The sequence below is a fragment of the Streptomyces sp. NPDC042102 genome, from assembly GCF_055582305.1.
This window is the reverse complement of record NZ_JBVJDL010000002.1, coordinates 1-15,996: the sequence shown is the minus strand read 5'-3', so window position 1 is coordinate 15,996 and position 15,996 is coordinate 1. Positions and strand designations below refer to the sequence as shown.

16 protein-coding genes are annotated in these 15,996 nt (G+C 72.2%); 9 read left to right on the top strand and 7 right to left on the bottom strand.

Annotated features, from left to right (window positions below; translation table 11 throughout):
• The first annotated feature begins 132 nt into the window (after nt 1–132).
• Nucleotides 133–2,640 carry an ABC transporter ATP-binding protein/permease gene (locus tag ACZ6KO_RS08095; protein ID WP_469301672.1) on the top strand — a complete coding sequence of 836 codons (2,508 nt, stop codon included), beginning with the start codon at nt 133–135 and terminating at the stop codon, nt 2,638–2,640.
• Nucleotides 2,641–2,736: 96 nt separating this feature from the next.
• Here ACZ6KO_RS08095 and ACZ6KO_RS08090 read toward each other — a convergent pair whose 3' ends face one another.
• From ACZ6KO_RS08090 to ACZ6KO_RS08080, 3 genes are all read right to left on the bottom strand, one after another.
• The gene (locus ACZ6KO_RS08090) at nt 2,737–3,384 is read right to left on the bottom strand and encodes a transglycosylase SLT domain-containing protein (RefSeq protein WP_469301670.1); all 648 of its coding nucleotides are present in this window, start codon (nt 3,382–3,384) and stop codon (nt 2,737–2,739) included.
• Between the two features lie 295 nt (nt 3,385–3,679).
• On the bottom strand, nt 3,680–4,762 hold the full coding sequence (locus ACZ6KO_RS08085) for an S-adenosylmethionine:tRNA ribosyltransferase-isomerase (protein WP_469301668.1): 1,083 nt from the start codon (nt 4,760–4,762) through the stop codon (nt 3,680–3,682).
• Nucleotides 4,759–5,559, bottom strand: coding sequence for an SDR family NAD(P)-dependent oxidoreductase (locus ACZ6KO_RS08080; protein ID WP_469301666.1), 801 nt, complete (start codon nt 5,557–5,559; stop codon nt 4,759–4,761). The genes ACZ6KO_RS08085 and ACZ6KO_RS08080 overlap by 4 nt, the downstream gene beginning before the upstream one ends.
• 162 nt (nt 5,560–5,721) lie before the next feature.
• Here ACZ6KO_RS08080 and ACZ6KO_RS08075 point away from each other — a divergent pair, with 162 nt between their 5' ends.
• From ACZ6KO_RS08075 to ACZ6KO_RS08065, 3 genes are all read left to right on the top strand, one after another.
• A complete protein-coding gene (locus ACZ6KO_RS08075; protein WP_469301662.1) occupies nt 5,722–6,867 on the top strand; it encodes a GAF domain-containing sensor histidine kinase in 1,146 nt (381 codons plus the stop codon).
• The gene (locus ACZ6KO_RS08070; RefSeq protein ID WP_469301659.1) at nt 6,860–7,501 is read left to right on the top strand and encodes a response regulator; all 642 of its coding nucleotides are present in this window, start codon (nt 6,860–6,862) and stop codon (nt 7,499–7,501) included. The genes ACZ6KO_RS08075 and ACZ6KO_RS08070 overlap by 8 nt, the downstream gene beginning before the upstream one ends.
• 112 nt (nt 7,502–7,613) lie before the next feature.
• Nucleotides 7,614–7,859: a chaplin gene (locus ACZ6KO_RS08065; protein WP_469301657.1), complete on the top strand. Its 246-nt coding sequence runs from the start codon at nt 7,614–7,616 to the stop codon at nt 7,857–7,859.
• A gap of 735 nt (nt 7,860–8,594) precedes the next feature.
• Here the strand turns inward: ACZ6KO_RS08065 and ACZ6KO_RS08060 are convergent.
• Entirely contained in the window at nt 8,595–9,374 is a 780-nt protein-coding gene (locus ACZ6KO_RS08060; RefSeq protein WP_469301654.1) for a hypothetical protein, read from the bottom strand.
• 132 nt (nt 9,375–9,506) lie between these two features.
• Between ACZ6KO_RS08060 and ACZ6KO_RS08055 the strand changes: the two genes are divergently transcribed.
• From ACZ6KO_RS08055 to ACZ6KO_RS08040, 4 genes are all read left to right on the top strand, one after another.
• On the top strand, nt 9,507–10,307 hold the full coding sequence (locus ACZ6KO_RS08055; protein ID WP_469301652.1) for an ABC transporter ATP-binding protein: 801 nt from the start codon (nt 9,507–9,509) through the stop codon (nt 10,305–10,307).
• A 96-nt stretch (nt 10,308–10,403) separates the two neighbouring features.
• Nucleotides 10,404–10,832: an NfeD family protein gene (locus tag ACZ6KO_RS08050; RefSeq protein ID WP_469301648.1), complete on the top strand. Its 429-nt coding sequence runs from the start codon at nt 10,404–10,406 to the stop codon at nt 10,830–10,832.
• Between the two features lie 151 nt (nt 10,833–10,983).
• Nucleotides 10,984–11,955: an SPFH domain-containing protein gene (locus ACZ6KO_RS08045; protein ID WP_469301644.1), complete on the top strand. Its 972-nt coding sequence runs from the start codon at nt 10,984–10,986 to the stop codon at nt 11,953–11,955.
• A gap of 74 nt (nt 11,956–12,029) precedes the next feature.
• Nucleotides 12,030–12,806 (top strand): sulfite exporter TauE/SafE family protein, encoded by a 777-nt coding sequence (locus tag ACZ6KO_RS08040; protein ID WP_469301641.1) that lies wholly within the window; start codon nt 12,030–12,032, stop codon nt 12,804–12,806.
• Nucleotides 12,807–12,881: 75 nt separating this feature from the next.
• Here the strand turns inward: ACZ6KO_RS08040 and ACZ6KO_RS08035 are convergent, their stop codons facing one another.
• The 3 genes from ACZ6KO_RS08035 to ACZ6KO_RS08025 form a co-directional block, all read right to left on the bottom strand.
• Nucleotides 12,882–13,385: an HNH endonuclease gene (locus ACZ6KO_RS08035; protein WP_469301639.1), complete on the bottom strand. Its 504-nt coding sequence runs from the start codon at nt 13,383–13,385 to the stop codon at nt 12,882–12,884.
• A 159-nt stretch (nt 13,386–13,544) separates the two neighbouring features.
• Entirely contained in the window at nt 13,545–14,081 is a 537-nt protein-coding gene (locus tag ACZ6KO_RS08030) for a YbhB/YbcL family Raf kinase inhibitor-like protein (RefSeq protein WP_469301637.1), read from the bottom strand.
• Between the two features lie 41 nt (nt 14,082–14,122).
• Entirely contained in the window at nt 14,123–14,905 is a 783-nt protein-coding gene (locus ACZ6KO_RS08025; RefSeq protein ID WP_469301635.1) for a sporulation protein, read from the bottom strand.
• Nucleotides 14,906–15,016: 111 nt separating this feature from the next.
• Here ACZ6KO_RS08025 and ACZ6KO_RS08020 point away from each other — a divergent pair, with 111 nt between their 5' ends.
• On the top strand, nt 15,017–15,658 hold the full coding sequence (locus ACZ6KO_RS08020; RefSeq protein ID WP_469301633.1) for a DNA-3-methyladenine glycosylase: 642 nt from the start codon (nt 15,017–15,019) through the stop codon (nt 15,656–15,658).
• Nucleotides 15,659–15,996 lie beyond the last annotated feature (338 nt).

The following is a 15,996-nucleotide window of genomic DNA, read 5'->3' as shown; positions in this document are numbered from 1 at the left end:
GGCCGCGCAGGCCCGATGCCAGGCCCGAATACCACTTGTGGCCGCAGGCCTGGAATAGTTCCCCACGATGTTCGCGATCCCTAGACTCCCTGACGTCAGGGGGATCCTCGGGGGACAACAAGTGGGGCTGGAGTGCCGGAACTCGTACTGGAATTGAACGGAAGGACCTGGACGCTCGATCCGTCCAGGTCGTACTCACTGGGGCGCGATCCCCAGGGCGACGTGGTGATCGATGACGCCCGGGTCTCCTGGCGGCACGCCACCATCAGCTGGAACGGCCGGGGTTGGGCCATCGAGGACCACGGCAGCACCAACGGCACGTACGTGCTGGGCAGCCGGGTGCAGCAGGCCGAGCTGACGCCCGGCACGCCGGTGCTCCTCGGCAACGCCAACGACGGCCCGCGGCTGAATCTCAGCGCCGCCGCCGCCGCACCGCAGCCGGCCGTCGCGCAGGCGGCGCAGCAGGCCCAGCAGGCCTGGCCCGGCGCGCAGCAGCAGGCTCCGGTCCAGCAGCAGGCGTACCAGCAGCAGCCGCAGGCTCAGCAGTACCAGCAGCAGCCCTTCGTCCCGCAGCAGCACGGCGGCGGTGACGCCGGCCGCGCCGCCGCGCCCGGCGGCCAGCAGGGCTACAGCGACCGCAGCCCGACCACGTTCCACCAGATCGCCGTCGGCCGCGTCATGCGCATCGGCCGTGCCCTGGAGAACGAGCTCGTCGTCTCCGACCTCCAGGTCTCGCGCCACCACGCGGAGTTCCGCTCCACCGGTGGCCGCTTCGAGATCCACGACCTCGGCAGCCACAACGGCACCTACGTCAACGGCCAGCCGCTGCCCAAGTCCGGCACCGCGCTGCTCGGCCCGAACGACATCGTCGGCGTCGGCCACTCCACCTTCCGCATCGTCGGCGACCGCCTCGAGGAGTTCGTCGACTCCGGCGACGTCTCCTTCTCGGCCCGCCACCTGACGGTCACGGTCGACGGCGGCAAGCAGATCCTCAAGGACGTCACCTTCGGCGTCCCCGAGAAGTCGCTGATCGGTGTCATCGGCCCGTCCGGCTCCGGCAAGTCCACCCTGCTCAAGGCGCTGACCGGCTACCGGCCCGCCGACCAGGGCGACGTCCTCTACGACAACCGCAACCTGTACAAGCAGTTCGCGGAGCTCCGCCAGCGCATCGGCCTGGTCCCGCAGGACGACATCCTGCACAAGGAGCTGAAGGTCTCGACCGCCCTGAAGTACGCGGCCAAGCTGCGCTTCCCCGGCGACACCGCCGAGTCCGAGCGCGCCGCCCGTATCGACGAGGTGCTGCGCGAGCTCAAGCTCGACATCCACAAGGACAAGAAGATCACCGCGCTCTCCGGCGGTCAGCGCAAGCGCGTGTCCGTGGCCCTGGAGCTGCTCACCAAGCCCTCGCTGATCTTCCTGGACGAGCCCACCTCCGGCCTCGACCCGGGCATGGACCGCGACGTCATGCAGCTGCTGCGCGGCCTCGCCGACGACGGCCGCACGGTCCTGGTCGTCACCCACTCCGTCGCCGAGCTGTCGCTGTGCGACAAGCTGCTGGTGATGGCCCCGGGCGGTTCGGTGGCCTACTTCGGCCCGCCGGACGAGGCGCTGAACTTCTTCGGCTACCAGACCTGGGCGGACGTGTTCTCGGCCTTCGAGAACTACCGCGACTACGACTGGGCCGGCCGCTGGAAGGGCTCGCAGCACTACCAGCTGTACGCCGCCGACCTCGACGCCGTCGCCCCGCAGTCGGTGACCATGCCGTCGCCGCAGCAGCTGAACCCGCCGAAGCCGCAGGCCTGGGGCTCCCAGCTGTGGACCCTGGTCCGCCGCTACGTGTCGGTGATCGCCTCCGACAAGGGCTTCCTCGCTCTGATGCTGATCCTGCCGGCCGTCCTCGGCGTGGTCTCCATCGTCATCCCGGCCGACTTCGGCCTCGGCAAGCCGACCCCGCCGAGCCGGTTCAACGGCGACGCCGGCACGATCATGCTGATCCTCGCGGTCGGCATGTGCTTCTCCGGCGCCGCCAACTCGGTCCGCGAGCTGATCAAGGAACGGGTCATCTACGAGCGCGAGCGCGCCACCGGTCTGTCCCGGTCGGCGTACCTCATGTCGAAGGTGATCGTCCTCGGCGTCATCACCGCCATCCAGGGCGTGATCATCTGCGGCATCGGCTTCGCGCCCCGCGCGCTGCCCGAAGAGGGCCTGATCATGCCCCCGGCCGTCGAGCTCTGCCTGTCGGTGATCGCCCTCGGCTTCACCTCGATGATGTTCGGCCTGGTGATCTCCTCGCTGGTGAAGACCGCCGAGAAGACCATGCCGCTGCTCGTCATGTTCGCGATCGTCCAGGTCGTCTTCACCGGCATCCTCTTCCAGGTCTACGACTCCCCGGGCCTGGAGCAGTTCGCCTGGCTGATGCCGTCCCGCTGGGCCGTCGCCGCCGCGGGCACCACGCTGGACCTCGCCCACCTGATGCCGCCGTGGGACGCGAAGAACCCCGGCAACCTCGACCCGCTGTGGGACGCCACGATCGGCCAGTGGACGCTGGACATCACCATCCTGGTCCTCATGGGCGTCGCCTGCGGCTTCGCGGTGGCCCGCCTGCTGCGCCGCCACGAGCCCGAGGTCATGCGCAAGTAACGCGACAGGGCACGCACGTACGCCGCAGGGCGGCACCCGGATCCGGGTGCTGCCCTGCGGCGCATGGGGGACTGGCGGGGAACAGCCTCGGTGCCCTTAGTAGGCGCTGTTCACGTTGTCCATGGAGCCGTAGCGGTCGGCCGCGTAGTTGCAGGCGGCGACGATGTTGGCGACCGGGTCGTACTGGTCGAACTTGGTGCCCTTGACGTGGTACGCCTTGAAGGTCGGCAGGATGACCTGGAGCAGACCCTTCGAGGGGATGCCGTTCTGGGCGTTGATGTCCCAGTTGTTGATGGCGCGCGGGTTACCGCTGGACTCGCGCATGATGTTCTTGTGGATGCCCTGGTAGGTGCCGGGGATGCCCTCCTTCTTCATGATGAAGAGGGCTTCCTTGATCCAGCCGTCCAGGTTGTTGGCGAAGACCGGGGTGCGGGCGGCGGAACGGCTCGCGGCCGCCTTCTGCTCGCGGGCCTTCTTGGCGGCGGCCTCGGCCTTGGCCTTGGCGTCGTCCGCCTTCTTGGCGGCGACGACCTGCTGGGCGCTCAGGTGCGCGGCGGTCTTCGCGGGGGTGGCGGCGGTCCACGCGACGGGGGCGACCGTCAGGGACTGGGCCTGCGCCTGGGTCGCACCGGCCGGAACCAGGGAGAAAGCGAGGGCAGCGGCACCGAGGGTGGCGACGCCGGCGATCGACATCTTGTGGGCCTTGGTCAGACGGCTATGACCGGCAGAGCTGGACGCAGACATGGAGCACACCTTTACGAAGAGCGGGAGCCGCAGGAAAGCGCCGCTCGGATCCGGGATCCGCGGCGCTGTTGCGACGACGGCAATTCTTAGCGGCGGCAAAATCCTCTGGCAAAGGTGTGACGTACGAAGCCGGATAGTGGATCAGGGCCCGGGGAGCAACCTCCGATTTCGGTACCAGAGCGGACCACAGCAGCACTAACACCGTCTTTATGGATCAACTACACCGCTTCGTAAGTGACGTGGGTCCTATGCGCGGGCTCACATCGGCCATGTAACGGTCTCACCCCACGTTGCGTCAGCAATTCAATGCGTGACCGCCCTCATCCCTGAGCAGTAGATGCAGGTCACCGAACTCGTGCCAAAGGCAGAGACGGGCCAGCGCCTCGGCATACCCGCGGCGTACGGCCGCCCGCCCCGCGACCGCCTCCAGCATCAGCAGGTGCGAGGCCTGCGGCTCGTGCAGCCCGGTCAGCAGGCCGTCCACCACCCGCACCCCCCGCTCCGGGGTCACCACCAGGTCCGTCCACCCCGCGGCCGCCCGCACCGCCCCGTCCGCCCCGGCCGCCGACTCCAGCGCCCGCACCGCCGTCGTCCCCACCGCGATCACCCTTCCCCCGCCGGCCCGGGCCGCGTTCACCAGCCACGCCGTGGCCGGCGGGACCGCGTACCGCTCCGGGTACGGCGGCTCGTGCGCCTCCGCCGACGCCACCCCCGTGTGCAGGGTCAGCGGCGCGAACTGCACCCCCCGGCTCACCAGCCGCGCCACCAGCGCCTCCGTGAAGGGCCGGGCCGCGCTCGGCATCTCCGCCGACCCCGCCCCGTCGGGCGAGGGCAGCGCGAACACCGTCTGATACGCCGACAGCGGCTGGTCCCGCTCCGTGTACGCGTACCGGATCGGCCGCCCGTACGCCCGCATCACCCCCAGCACGTCCCGCCCCGACGGGCGCGCCCACCACAGCCGGTCCGCCCCGGCGGCCAGCGGCTCCTCCAGGACGAGGCGGAGGCCGTCCGGCAGCTCCACCACCGCCCCCGCCGGACCGCCCGCCCGGGGCGCGGTCGTGCCCCGCCGGTCCTTGTCCCTGAGCTCCACGGCCCAGCGGCCGTCGTCCCCCCGCGTCGAGAAGTGCACGACGACCCCGGCCGCGCCGAGTCGCCCGTCCACCGCCGCCGGCAGCGTGGCCGACGTGTTGACCACCAGGACGTCCCCGGCCCGCAGCAGGTCCGGCAGCTCGGCGAAGGCGCGCAGGTCCACGCTCGTGCCGCGCGAGACCAGCAGCCGCACCGCGTCCCGGCCCCGCCCCGGCCCGCGCTGCTCGGCGGGGACCCGTGCCGAAAGCTCCGGCGGAATGTCCGGTATATACAGAGAAGGGGTAGTCACCGCAGCCCCCCGCCCACACGCCCCCCGGCGCCACCGCCCGCCGGGCCGTCCGTACCCGCCGGGACCCCCGTACCCGACGGGCCGCCGCCCGCGAAGCCGTCCGCCAGCTCCTCAGCGGTGTACCGCCCGCTCGGCAGCCCCTCGGCCACCAGCCGCAGCAGCACCGGAGCCACCTCACCCGGCGCCGACAGCCCCGTCAGGTCCTCCTCCGGCTCCGCCGCCGCCATCATCCGCGTCCGCATCGACCCCGGATCCGCCCACCACACCCGCACCCCCGGCTCCTCCACCGCCAGCACCGCCGACAGCTGGTCCACCGCCGCCTTGGTCGCCCCGTACGCCCCCCACGTCGCGTACGCCACCACCGCCGCGTCCGAGCTCACGTTCAGCACCGCCCCGCCCGCCGCCGACGCCCGCAGCAGCGGCAGCGCCTCCTGCACCAGCCCCAGCGGCCCCACCACGTTCACCGCCAGCGCCCGCTCGAACCCCGCCAGCCCCTGCTCGGCCAGCGGAACCAGCGGCTCGGCCCCCAGCACCCCCGCGTTGTTCACCAGCAGGTCCAGCCCGCCCAGCTCCCGCGCCGCCGCCACCAGCGCCGCCCGGTACGGGCCTGAGGCCACGTCACCCGGCACCGCAACCACCCGCCCGCCGGCGCCGTTCCCGGTGAGCTCCGCCACCGCCTCCCCGAGCGCCCCGGCGTCCCGCGCCCCCACCACCACGTCCCAGCCGCGCCCCGCCAGCTCCCCGGCCAGCGCCCGGCCCAGCCCCCGCGAAGCCCCCGTCACGATCGCCACCGCCATGACCACCCCTGCCTTCCGTCGCGTCGGTCCCTCTTCGGATGCCCCCAACGTAGGAAGGCGCGCCCCGTCCGCGCCTCGGCCCCCGGCCCCACCCGCCCCCCGCCCTTGGCCCTAGTCCCGCAGCCCGATCCCGCAGGTCACGGCCGCGGGTACGGTGAGCCCATGCACAACGGACCACGCGCGGGCCTGGCAGCGGTGAGCACTGCGCTGCTGGCCATGAGCCGCCACCTGGAGGTCCGCGACGTCCTCAAGACGATCGTCGTCTCGGCCCGCGAGCTGCTCGACGCCGAGTACGCGGCCCTCGGCGTCCCCGACGACCACGGCGGCTTCGCCCAGTTCGTCGTCGACGGCGTCAGCGACGAACAGTGGCGCCGCATCGGCCCCCTGCCCCGCCAGCACGGCATCCTCGCCGCGATGCTCCACCAGCCCGGCGCCGAGCGGCTGGCCGACGTACGCGAGGACCCGCGCTTCGGCGGCTGGCCGGCGGCCCACCCCGAGATGTCGGACTTCCTCGGCCTGCCCATCCGCGACGGCGAGGAGATCCTCGGCGCCCTCTTCCTCGCCAACAAGCGCTGCCCCCGCGCCGGCGGCGGCTGCGGATTCACCGCCGAGGACGAGGAACTCCTCGGCATCCTCGCCCAGCACGCCGCGATCGCCCTGACCAACGCCCGGCTCTACGAACGCAGCCGCGAGCTCACCATCGCCGAGGAACGCTCCCGGCTGGCCCACGAACTGCACGACGCGGTCGCCCAGAAGCTCTTCTCGCTGCGCCTGACCGCCCAGGCCGCCACCGCGCTCGTCGACCGCGACCCGGCCCGCGCCAAGGGCGAGCTCCAGCAGGTCGCGGCCCTGGCCGCCGAGGCCGCCGACGAGCTGCGCGCCGCCGTCGTCGAGCTCCGCCCGGCCGCCCTCGACGAGGACGGCCTCGTCGCGACCCTGCGCAACCAGATCCACGTCCTGGACCGCGCGCACGCCGCCCATGTCACCTTCACCTGTGACGGCGTACGCGCCCTGCCCGCGGCCCAGGAGGAAGCCCTCCTGCGCGTGGCCCAGGAAGCCCTCCACAACGCCCTGCGGCACGCGGGCGCGGCGCAGGTGGCGGTCACCCTCACCCGCAGCGGCGGCGGCGCGGTCCTGCGGGTGGCCGACGACGGCAAGGGCTTCGACCCCCGGACCGTCCGCCGGGCCGGCCGCCACCTCGGCCTGGTCTCCATGAGCGACCGCGCGAGCGGTGCGGGCGGACGGCTCACCGTGCAATCGGCGCCCGGCGAGGGCACCACGATCGAGATGGAGGTCCCCGGTGGCTGACACGCCCATCCGCGTCCTGCTGGTGGACGACCACCAGGTCGTACGGCGCGGCCTGCGGACGTTCCTGGAGATCCAGGACGACATCGAGGTGGTGGGGGAGGCGTCGGACGGCGCGGAGGGCACCGAGCGCGCCGAGGAACTCCGCCCCGACGTGATCCTGATGGACATCAAGATGCCGGGCATGGACGGCGTCGACGCGCTGCGGCGGCTGCGCGAGCTGGCCAACCCCGCCCGGGTCCTGATCGTCACCAGCTTCACCGAGCAGCGCACGGTGATCCCCGCGCTGCGCGCGGGCGCGGCCGGCTACGTCTACAAGGACATCGACCCCGAGGCGCTGGCCGCGGCCATCCGCTCGGTCCACGCGGGCCACGTCCTGCTCCAGCCCGAGGTGGCGGTCGCCCTCCTCGCCCAGGACGAGTCCCCGACCTCGCGCGGCGGCACCACCCTGACCGAACGCGAACGCGAGGTGCTGTCCCTGATCGCGGACGGCCGTTCCAACCGCGAGATCGCCCGCGCGCTGGTCCTGTCCGAGAAGACGGTCAAGACGCACGTCTCGAACATCCTGATGAAGCTGGACCTGGCGGACCGCACCCAGGCGGCGCTGTGGGCCGTCCGGCACGGCCTCACCGACTGATTCATACGGACGGGTGTACGTCGCCCACATGGCGTATCCCGCCCGGGCACCGGCCGTTCTCCATGCGTGCCGCGGCGGCTGGCCGCGGCGGACGCACTGGAGGAATCCGAACGTGAAGAACATCAAGAAGGCCGCTGCCGTCTCCATGATCGCGGGCGGCCTCGTCGCCGCGGGCGCCGGTGTCTCCGCGGCGCACGGCGGCGCCCACGCGGCCGGCGAGGCCGTCGGCTCGCCGGGCGTGGCCTCGGGCAACCTCATCGAGGTCCCGCTGCACGTCCCGGTCAACGTGGTGGGCAACACGGCGAACGTCATCGCCCTCCTGAACCCGGCCTGGGGCAACACGGGCATCAACGCCTGACCCACCCCCCCCCCGCAGCCCGCCGCCCGGCCCGCCGCCGCCCACCCGCCGACGCGCACCCCGCCCCGGGGGCGGCCCGCCCCCGTTGCCCAACCGTCCCGCGCGGCTCGGTCGAGCCCACGTACGGGGTGCGCCCCGCCGTGGCGCCCGACGGCCGCCCCCCGGCGCCCGCGGCCTGGACGGACGGCCTGCACCCGCCGGCGGTGCGCAACCGCGACCGTGGCGGGTCCGCTGCTGATCACCGCGTCATGGGCGGGCGGGTGGGAGACCACCCCGCGCGGAGCGCGGGGGACCCCCCACCGGCGGTCAGCCGACCCCGCCGCCCGCAGGGCAGCCGGACGTGCCGCTGGCCGCCCGCAGGGTGACCCGCCGGGCCGGGCGTGACGCCGCCCGCAGGGCGGCCTCCCGGCGGGGGAGCCGGGCACCGGGGCCGCAGCCCGCCGGGCGGCTGCGCGCCGGCGGTGCGCAACCGCGACCGTGGCGGGTCCGCTGCTGATCACCGCGTCATGGGTGGGTGGGTGGGAGACCACCCCGCGCGGAGCGCGGGGCACCCCCACCGGCGGTCAGCCGACCCAGCCGCCCGCAGGGCGTGACCCCACTACCCGTGGGGAGCCGCACGCGAGGCCCGCCTGCGGGGAGCCGACCCCGCAACCACGCCGCCCGCAGGGCAGCCGGACGTGCCGCCCGCCGCCCGCAGGGCTCCGCCGGGCGCCGGGCCCGCAGCCCGCCGGGGGGCTACCGCTCGCGTTGCTCCACCGCCGCGTTGTACGCCGCCACCTGCGCCCGCCTCCCCACCCGTTCCACCGGCCGCAGCGCCACCGCCCGCGCCGTCATCTCCGACGCGGACACCGCCGCCCCGTGCCCCCGCTCGTACGCCAGCGAGATCATCAGCCCCACCCGCTGCGCCAGCTCCAGCACCCGCGCCGCGCGCGGCGGGTAGCCGGGCGCCAGGATCTCCCGCCCCGCCTCCGCCCGCGCGCGGTACGCCGCCAGCGCCGCCTCGGCCACCGGACCCGACCCGGCCAGGTCCAGCCGCGTCAGGACGGCGGTCGCCTCCCGCAGGGCCTCCGCCAGTTCCCGCTCCGCCTCGCCCAGCGACGGCACGTCCGCCGGCGGGGCGTCCCGTACCGGCAGGCACTGCCACAGCACCGAGACGTGCTCGTCCCCCGCCGGCCCCGCCGACGTGACCTCCGGCACCAGCCCGAGCGCCGCGCCCCGGCACACCACGGCCTCCTCGGCCTCCAGGGCCTTGGCGTTGAACTCCGGCGGACCGCTCAGCCCCAGCGGATGGCCCGGCGCCGGCAGCGCGACCCGCAGGCCCGTCACCCCCAGCGCCCGCAGCCGCCCGAGCGCGAGCGTCAGGCCGACCGGCCCCGGCTCGCCCGGCAGTCCCGTGACGCGGTGCACCGCGTCCTCGCCCACGATCGACAGCGCGGCCTCGTCGGGCGAGACGAGACCGGCCAGCAGAGCGTTCCCCCAGGCGGCCAGCCGCCCTGAACGTGGTTCCACAAGCATCCCCCCACCATACGGACCCGGCCACGGCCGGGCCCCGGCCCCGGACCGCTCCGCCAGTGGCGTAGGTTTGCGTCTGGGGCTGCGCCCGCTGGCGCACACAGAACCGTGACTGCAAGGGGTGACAACACGCTCATGAGCGATGTTCTGGAGCTGGTGGACGTATCCGTGGTCCGCGAGGGCCGGGCTCTGGTGGACCAGGTCTCCTGGTCGGTCAAGGAGGGGGAGCGCTGGGTCATTCTCGGCCCCAACGGCGCCGGGAAGACCACCCTGCTCAACGTCGCCTCCAGCTACCTCTTCCCCACCAGGGGCGCTGCCACCATCCTCGGCAGCACCCTCGGCAAGCCTGGCACCGACGTCTTCGAGCTGCGCCCCCGCATCGGCGTGGCCGGCATCGCGATGGCCGACAAGCTCCCCAAGCGGCAGACGGTCCTGCAGACCGTGCTCACCGCCGCCTACGGCATGACCGCCGGCTGGCAGGAGGAGTACGAGGACATCGACGAGCAGCGTGCCCGCGCCTTCCTCGACCGCCTGGGCATGAGCGACTACCTCGACCGCAAGTTCGGCACCCTCTCCGAGGGCGAGCGCAAGCGCACGCTGATCGCCCGCGCGCTGATGACCGACCCCGAGCTGCTGCTCCTGGACGAGCCCGCCGCCGGCCTCGACCTCGGCGGCCGCGAGGACCTCGTACGCCGCCTCGGCCGCCTCGCGCGCGACCCGATGGCGCCGTCCATGGTCATGGTCACGCACCACGTCGAGGAGATCGCCCCCGGCTTCACGCACGTCCTGATGATCCGTCAGGGCAAGGTGGTCACCGCCGGTCCCCTCGACCTCGAACTGACCTCCCGCAACCTCTCCCTCTGCTTCGGGCTCCCGCTCGTCGTCGAGCGCAACGACCACGACCGCTGGACCGCCCAGGGCCTGCCCCTGCGCTGACCGGCGCCGCGTAGCGGCCACCACGGCCACACCCCGACGGTTCACGGGACCTTCGCACCCTGTCCGGACCGCGCCCGCCGGACCTACCATGACCATGTGGACATCGACGCATGGGTGTGGTGGCTCATCGGCGCGGTCGGACTGGGGATCCCCCTCGTCCTCACCGCCATGCCGGAGTTCGGCATGTTCGCCGTGGGCGCGGTCGCGGCCGCCGTCACGGCGGCCCTCGGTGCGGGCGTGGTCGCCCAGGTCCTGGTCTTCGTGATCGTCTCGGTCGCCCTCATCGCGGTCGTCCGGCCGATCGCCAACCGGCACCGCAGCCAGCGGCCCCAACACCGCACCGGGATCGAGGCGTTGAAGGGCAGAACGGCCGTCGTGCTCGAACGCGTCGACGGCGCCGGCGGGCGCATCAAGCTCGCCGGGGAGATCTGGTCCGCGCGCACGCTCGACGCGCACACCATCTTCGAACCCGGCCAGCAGGTCGACGTCGTCGACATCGACGGCGCGACCGCCGTGGTCATGTGACATCGCGTCCGCCGGCGTCATGTGACATCGCGAGCGTGACACCGCATCACATCAGTACCAGGCACGTCAAAGCAGCCGACCCGCGGCCCCCGGGTCTGCGAAACTCCGCTCAACGGGGCTGCACGGACAGCCGGAAGGGCACGGGGAACGCATGCAACCGATCATCATCGTCCTGATCATTCTGGTGGTTCTGGTCTTCATCGCACTGGTCAAGACGATCCAGGTGATCCCGCAGGCCAGCGCCGCCATCGTCGAGCGGTTCGGCCGCTACACCCGCACCCTCAACGCGGGCCTGAACATCGTCGTTCCGTTCATCGACTCGATCCGCAACCGGATCGACCTGCGCGAACAGGTCGTCCCGTTCCCGCCGCAGCCGGTGATCACCCAGGACAACCTGGTCGTCAACATCGACACCGTCATCTACTACCAGGTGACCGACGCCCGCGCCGCGACGTACGAGGTCGCCAGCTACATCCAGGCCATCGAGCAGCTCACCGTCACCACCCTGCGCAACATCATCGGCGGCATGGACCTGGAGCGCACCCTCACCTCCCGCGAGGAGATCAACGCGGCCCTGCGCGGCGTCCTCGACGAGGCCACCGGCAAGTGGGGCATCCGCGTCAACCGCGTCGAGCTCAAGGCCATCGAGCCGCCGACCTCCATCCAGGACTCGATGGAGAAGCAGATGCGCGCCGACCGCGACAAGCGCGCCGCGATCCTCCAGGCCGAAGGTGTCCGGCAGTCCGAGATCCTGCGCGCCGAGGGCGAGAAGCAGTCCTCCATCCTGCGCGCCGAAGGTGACGCCAAGGCCGCCGCACTGCGCGCCGAGGGCGAGGCCCAGGCCATCCGTACGGTCTTCGAGTCCATCCACGCCGGCGACCCGGACCAGAAGCTGCTCTCCTACCAGTACCTCCAGATGCTCCCGAAGATCGCCGAGGGCGACGCCAACAAGCTCTGGATCGTGCCCAGCGAGATCGGCGACGCACTCAAGGGCCTCTCCGGCGCCATCGGCAACTTCGGCGGCGGTGGCGGCGGACTCCAGCCGCCCCAGGCGCCGCACGTACCCCCTCAGGCACCGAAGAACGTCGGCGGGGAGCGGCGCGAGCAGCCCCCCATCGACTGAGCCGGCAGCCGCTCCTGCATGATCGGTGAGGCCCCTCGACCTCTGGCGGGGAGGCGTCTCACCGACTGAAGGAGATGGCCTTGTCCATCTGGGAAGCACTCGCGGTCTTCGCCGCCGGCATCGGCGCCGGCACCATCAACACCATCGTCGGCTCCGGCACCCTGATCACCTTTCCGGTGCTGCTGGCCACCGGGCTCCCCCCGGTCACCGCCAACGTGTCCAACACCCTGGGCCTGGTCCCGGGTTCCATCAGCGGAGCCATCGGCTACCGCGCGGAACTCCGCGGCCAGGCCCGGCGCGTGCTCCGGCTGGCGGTCACCGCCCTCGTCGGCGGTCTCGCCGGCGCGGTCCTGCTCGTCACCCTGCCCTCGGAGTCCTTCGACACGATCGTGCCCGTCCTCATCGGACTCGCGCTGATCCTCGTCGTCATCCAGCCCAAGGTCGCCAAGACCCTGCGCGCGCGACAGGAAAAGGCCGGCGGCGGCGCCGGCGACCCCGACGGGGGACCGGCACTGCACGCCGGCATGCTGCTCGCCAGCGCCTACGGCGGCTACTTCGGCGCCGCCCAGGGCGTGCTCTACATCGGCCTGATGGGCCTGCTCCTCCACGACGACCTGCAACGCATCAACGCCGTCAAGAACGTCCTCGCCGCCGTCGTGAACGGCGTCGCGGCCGTCTTCTTCCTCTTCGTCGCGGAGTTCGACTGGACGGCCGTCCTGCTCATCGCCGTCGGTTCCACCCTCGGCGGCCAGCTCGGGGCCAAGGTCGGCCGACGCCTCCCGCCGACCGTGCTGCGCGCGGTCATCGTGGTGGTCGGCGTCATCGCCATCGTCCAGATCCTGCTCCGCTGACCGCCGTACCGGAGATACGTCGGCCGGCCGGCCCGGCCCGGCCGGCTCGTCCGACTCCGACGAGCCGGACCGACCCTAGGCGGTCCGCTCCAGCCAGTCCGGCAGTGCCTCCCGGCTGCTCGCCCCCATGGCCAGCAGCATCGCGTCCGCGGGGGACGGCACGAAGGGCTTGCGCAGCAGCGGCATCCCCGCCTCCTCCGGAGTCCGGGCCGCCTTGCGGTGGTTGTCCTCCGCGCAGGAGGCCACCGTGTTCATCCAGGTGTCCCCACCGCCCTGCGCCCTGGGCAGCACGTGGTCCACGGTGGTCGCCCGCCGCCCGCAGTACGCGCACCGGTGCTGGTCCCGCGCCAGCACACCCCGCCTGGACCAGGGAGCGTGTCTTCGGAAGGGCACCCTGACATACCTGCACAGCCTGATCACCCGGGGCATCGGAAGATCCACGGCGGCGGCGCGCACACGCAGTTCGGGGTGCGACTGCTCGACGACGGCCTTGTCCTGGAGCACCAGAACGACAGCTCGATTCAGCGTCACCGTCGACAGCGGCTCGAAGCTCGCATTCAGCACCAGCGTGTCCCGCATCTCGCCCACCTCCCGTGTGCAGGCCCGCGACCACCCTGGCGGCAAAGCCCGCAACCACTCTGGCCGCGCGCGCCACGCGGGACAACGCAATAAAAATGCCCGGTCCTGGTCACCTTTAGACCAGGACCGGGCAAACGCTCGGAGAACGATCGGCCCGCGTCAGCCGCCGGCCGGAGCCTCGTACTCCGCGATCAGCTGCGCACGCCCCAGCGTGTGGAAGCGCAGATTGAATCCGACGACGGCAGGAGACACGTCGGCGCCGGGGCCGAGCTTCTCCTGGTCCACCGCGTAGACGGTGAACACGTAACGGTGCCGCTCCCCGGCGGGCGGCGCCGCCCCACCGAAGTCCTGCGTGCCGTAGTCGTTGCGTACGTGCACGGCCCCGGCCGGCAGCCCCTTGAAGGAGCCGCTGCCCGCCCCGGCCGGCAGCTCGGTCACCGAGACCGGCAGATCGAAGAGCACCCAGTGCCAGAACCCGCTGCCCGTCGGCGCGTCCGGGTCGAAGCACGTCACCGCGAAGCTCTTCGTCCCCTCCGGGAACCCCTCCCACCGCAGCTGCGGCGAGAGGTTCCCGCCCGCGTGCAGCTGGGCGTGGCCCAGATCCGCACCGTGCCGGACGTCGTCGCTCACCACGGTGAAGGCGTGTACCTCGGGATGGAAGTCGTGCGGAAGCGGCGCCCTGCGCTGATCACTCACCTCTGGACCCTCCTGATCGCGAACGTGTGGTCGTCAGGAGCCTAGAACCAGTTGCGCTGCGAACCCACCGAGGCGATCCACTGGTTCAGGTACGCCGCCCAGTCGGTCCCCTGGTAGGACTGCAGACCCACCTGGAAGCAGCGGTAGGTGTCGCTGCCCTCGGTGAACATCCCCGGCTTCTTGTCCATCTCCAGCACGACGTCCATCTCGTGCCCGTCCGCGATGAAGGTGAGCTCCACCTGGTTCAGCCCCCGGTACTGCTGGGGCGGCAGGAACTCGATCTCCTGGTAGAAGGGCAGCGACTGCCGCGTCCCGCGGATGTGCCCGCGCTCCATGTCCGCGCTGCGGAAGCGGAAGCCGAGCTGCCCGAACGCGTCCAGGATCGCCTGCTGCGCCGGGAGCGGGTGCACGTTGATCGGGTCCAGGTCACCGGCGTCGACCGCGCGGGCGATCGCCAGCTCGGTGCTCACCCCGATGTTCATCCCGTGCAGCTGGTACGCGGCGACGTGGGTCACCGGCGTCTCCCACGGGATCTCCAGGCTGAACGGCACCTCGTGCAGCGCGCCCGCCTGCACCGCGAAGGCACCGCCGAGCCGCTGCTTGGTGAAGACGATGTCCTGCTTGACCTCCTGGTCGCCGCCCTCCACCTCGACCCGCGCCTGAAGACCGACCGACAGCCCCTCGATCTGCTGCTCGACGGAGCCGCCCTGGATGCGGACCACACCCTGGACGATCCCGCCCGGGACGACGTTGGGCTCGGTGATGATCGTGTCCACCGAGGCCCCGCCGGCACCGAGCGCCGCGAACAGCTTCTTGAACCCCATGCTCGTTACTCCCCTTACTCGTCCTGCTGGAGCAGGCGTGCGACTACCTCTTACCCACGCGGAACCATAGGCCCCGGTTGCGGGCGTACGCGTTCCACTACGCTCGACCGGATGAGCGCGCGCCCCGACCGTACGCCCCTGCCCCGCGGCTTCTACGACCGCCCGGTCCTCACCGTGGCGCCCGACCTCCTCGGCCGCGTCCTGGTCCGCCGTACCCCGGACGGCCCCATCGAGCTGCGCATCACCGAGGTGGAGGCGTACGAGGGGGAGGCCGACCCCGGCTCCCACGCCTACCGCGGCCGCACCGCCCGCAACGCGTCGATGTTCGGCCCGCCCGGACACGCGTACGTCTACTTCATCTATGGGATGTGGTTCAGCGTGAACCTCGTCTGCGGCCCCGTCGGCCAGGCGAGCGGTGTCCTGCTCCGCGCGGGTGAGATCACGGTGGGCGCCGAGCTGGCCCGTAAACGTCGGCTTTCCGCCAGAAGGGATGCGGAACTGGCCAAAGGGCCGGCCCGCCTGGCGACCGCCCTCGGCATCGACCGCTCCCTGGACGGCGCCGACCTCTGCGCCGGCCCGTCCTCCCCCCTCTCCCTGCTGGCGGGCACCGCCACCCCCTCCGACCAGGTGAGCGTCGGCCCCCGCACGGGAGTGGGCGGCGACGGCGCGCACCATCCGTACCGCTACTGGATCACCCACGACCCGACGGTGAGCCCGTATCGCGCCCACGCGCCACGCCGCCGCTCAACTTGACTCGACCTTGGCGGACGCCTAACGTAGCCCGAGCCGCTTGAAACGGGGCACTGCTGTCGGCAGCCCGGAAGCGGCCAAACCACTACGATGATTCACCCTGGCGGGGATGGATTCGGCATGCCCGAATTCAGAGCCGGCGGCTCGATTATGAACCGCAAGGGAAATCCGCTAACGTAGTGACCACGCCGAAAGGGAAACGCGAAAGCGAACACCCGGAAAGCACCGAGGAAATCGGATCGAAAAGATCTGATAGAGTCGGAAACGCAAGAACGAAGGAAGCGCCCGGAGGAAAGCCCGCGAGGGTCAGTACAAAGGAAGCGTCCGCACCTTGAGAACTC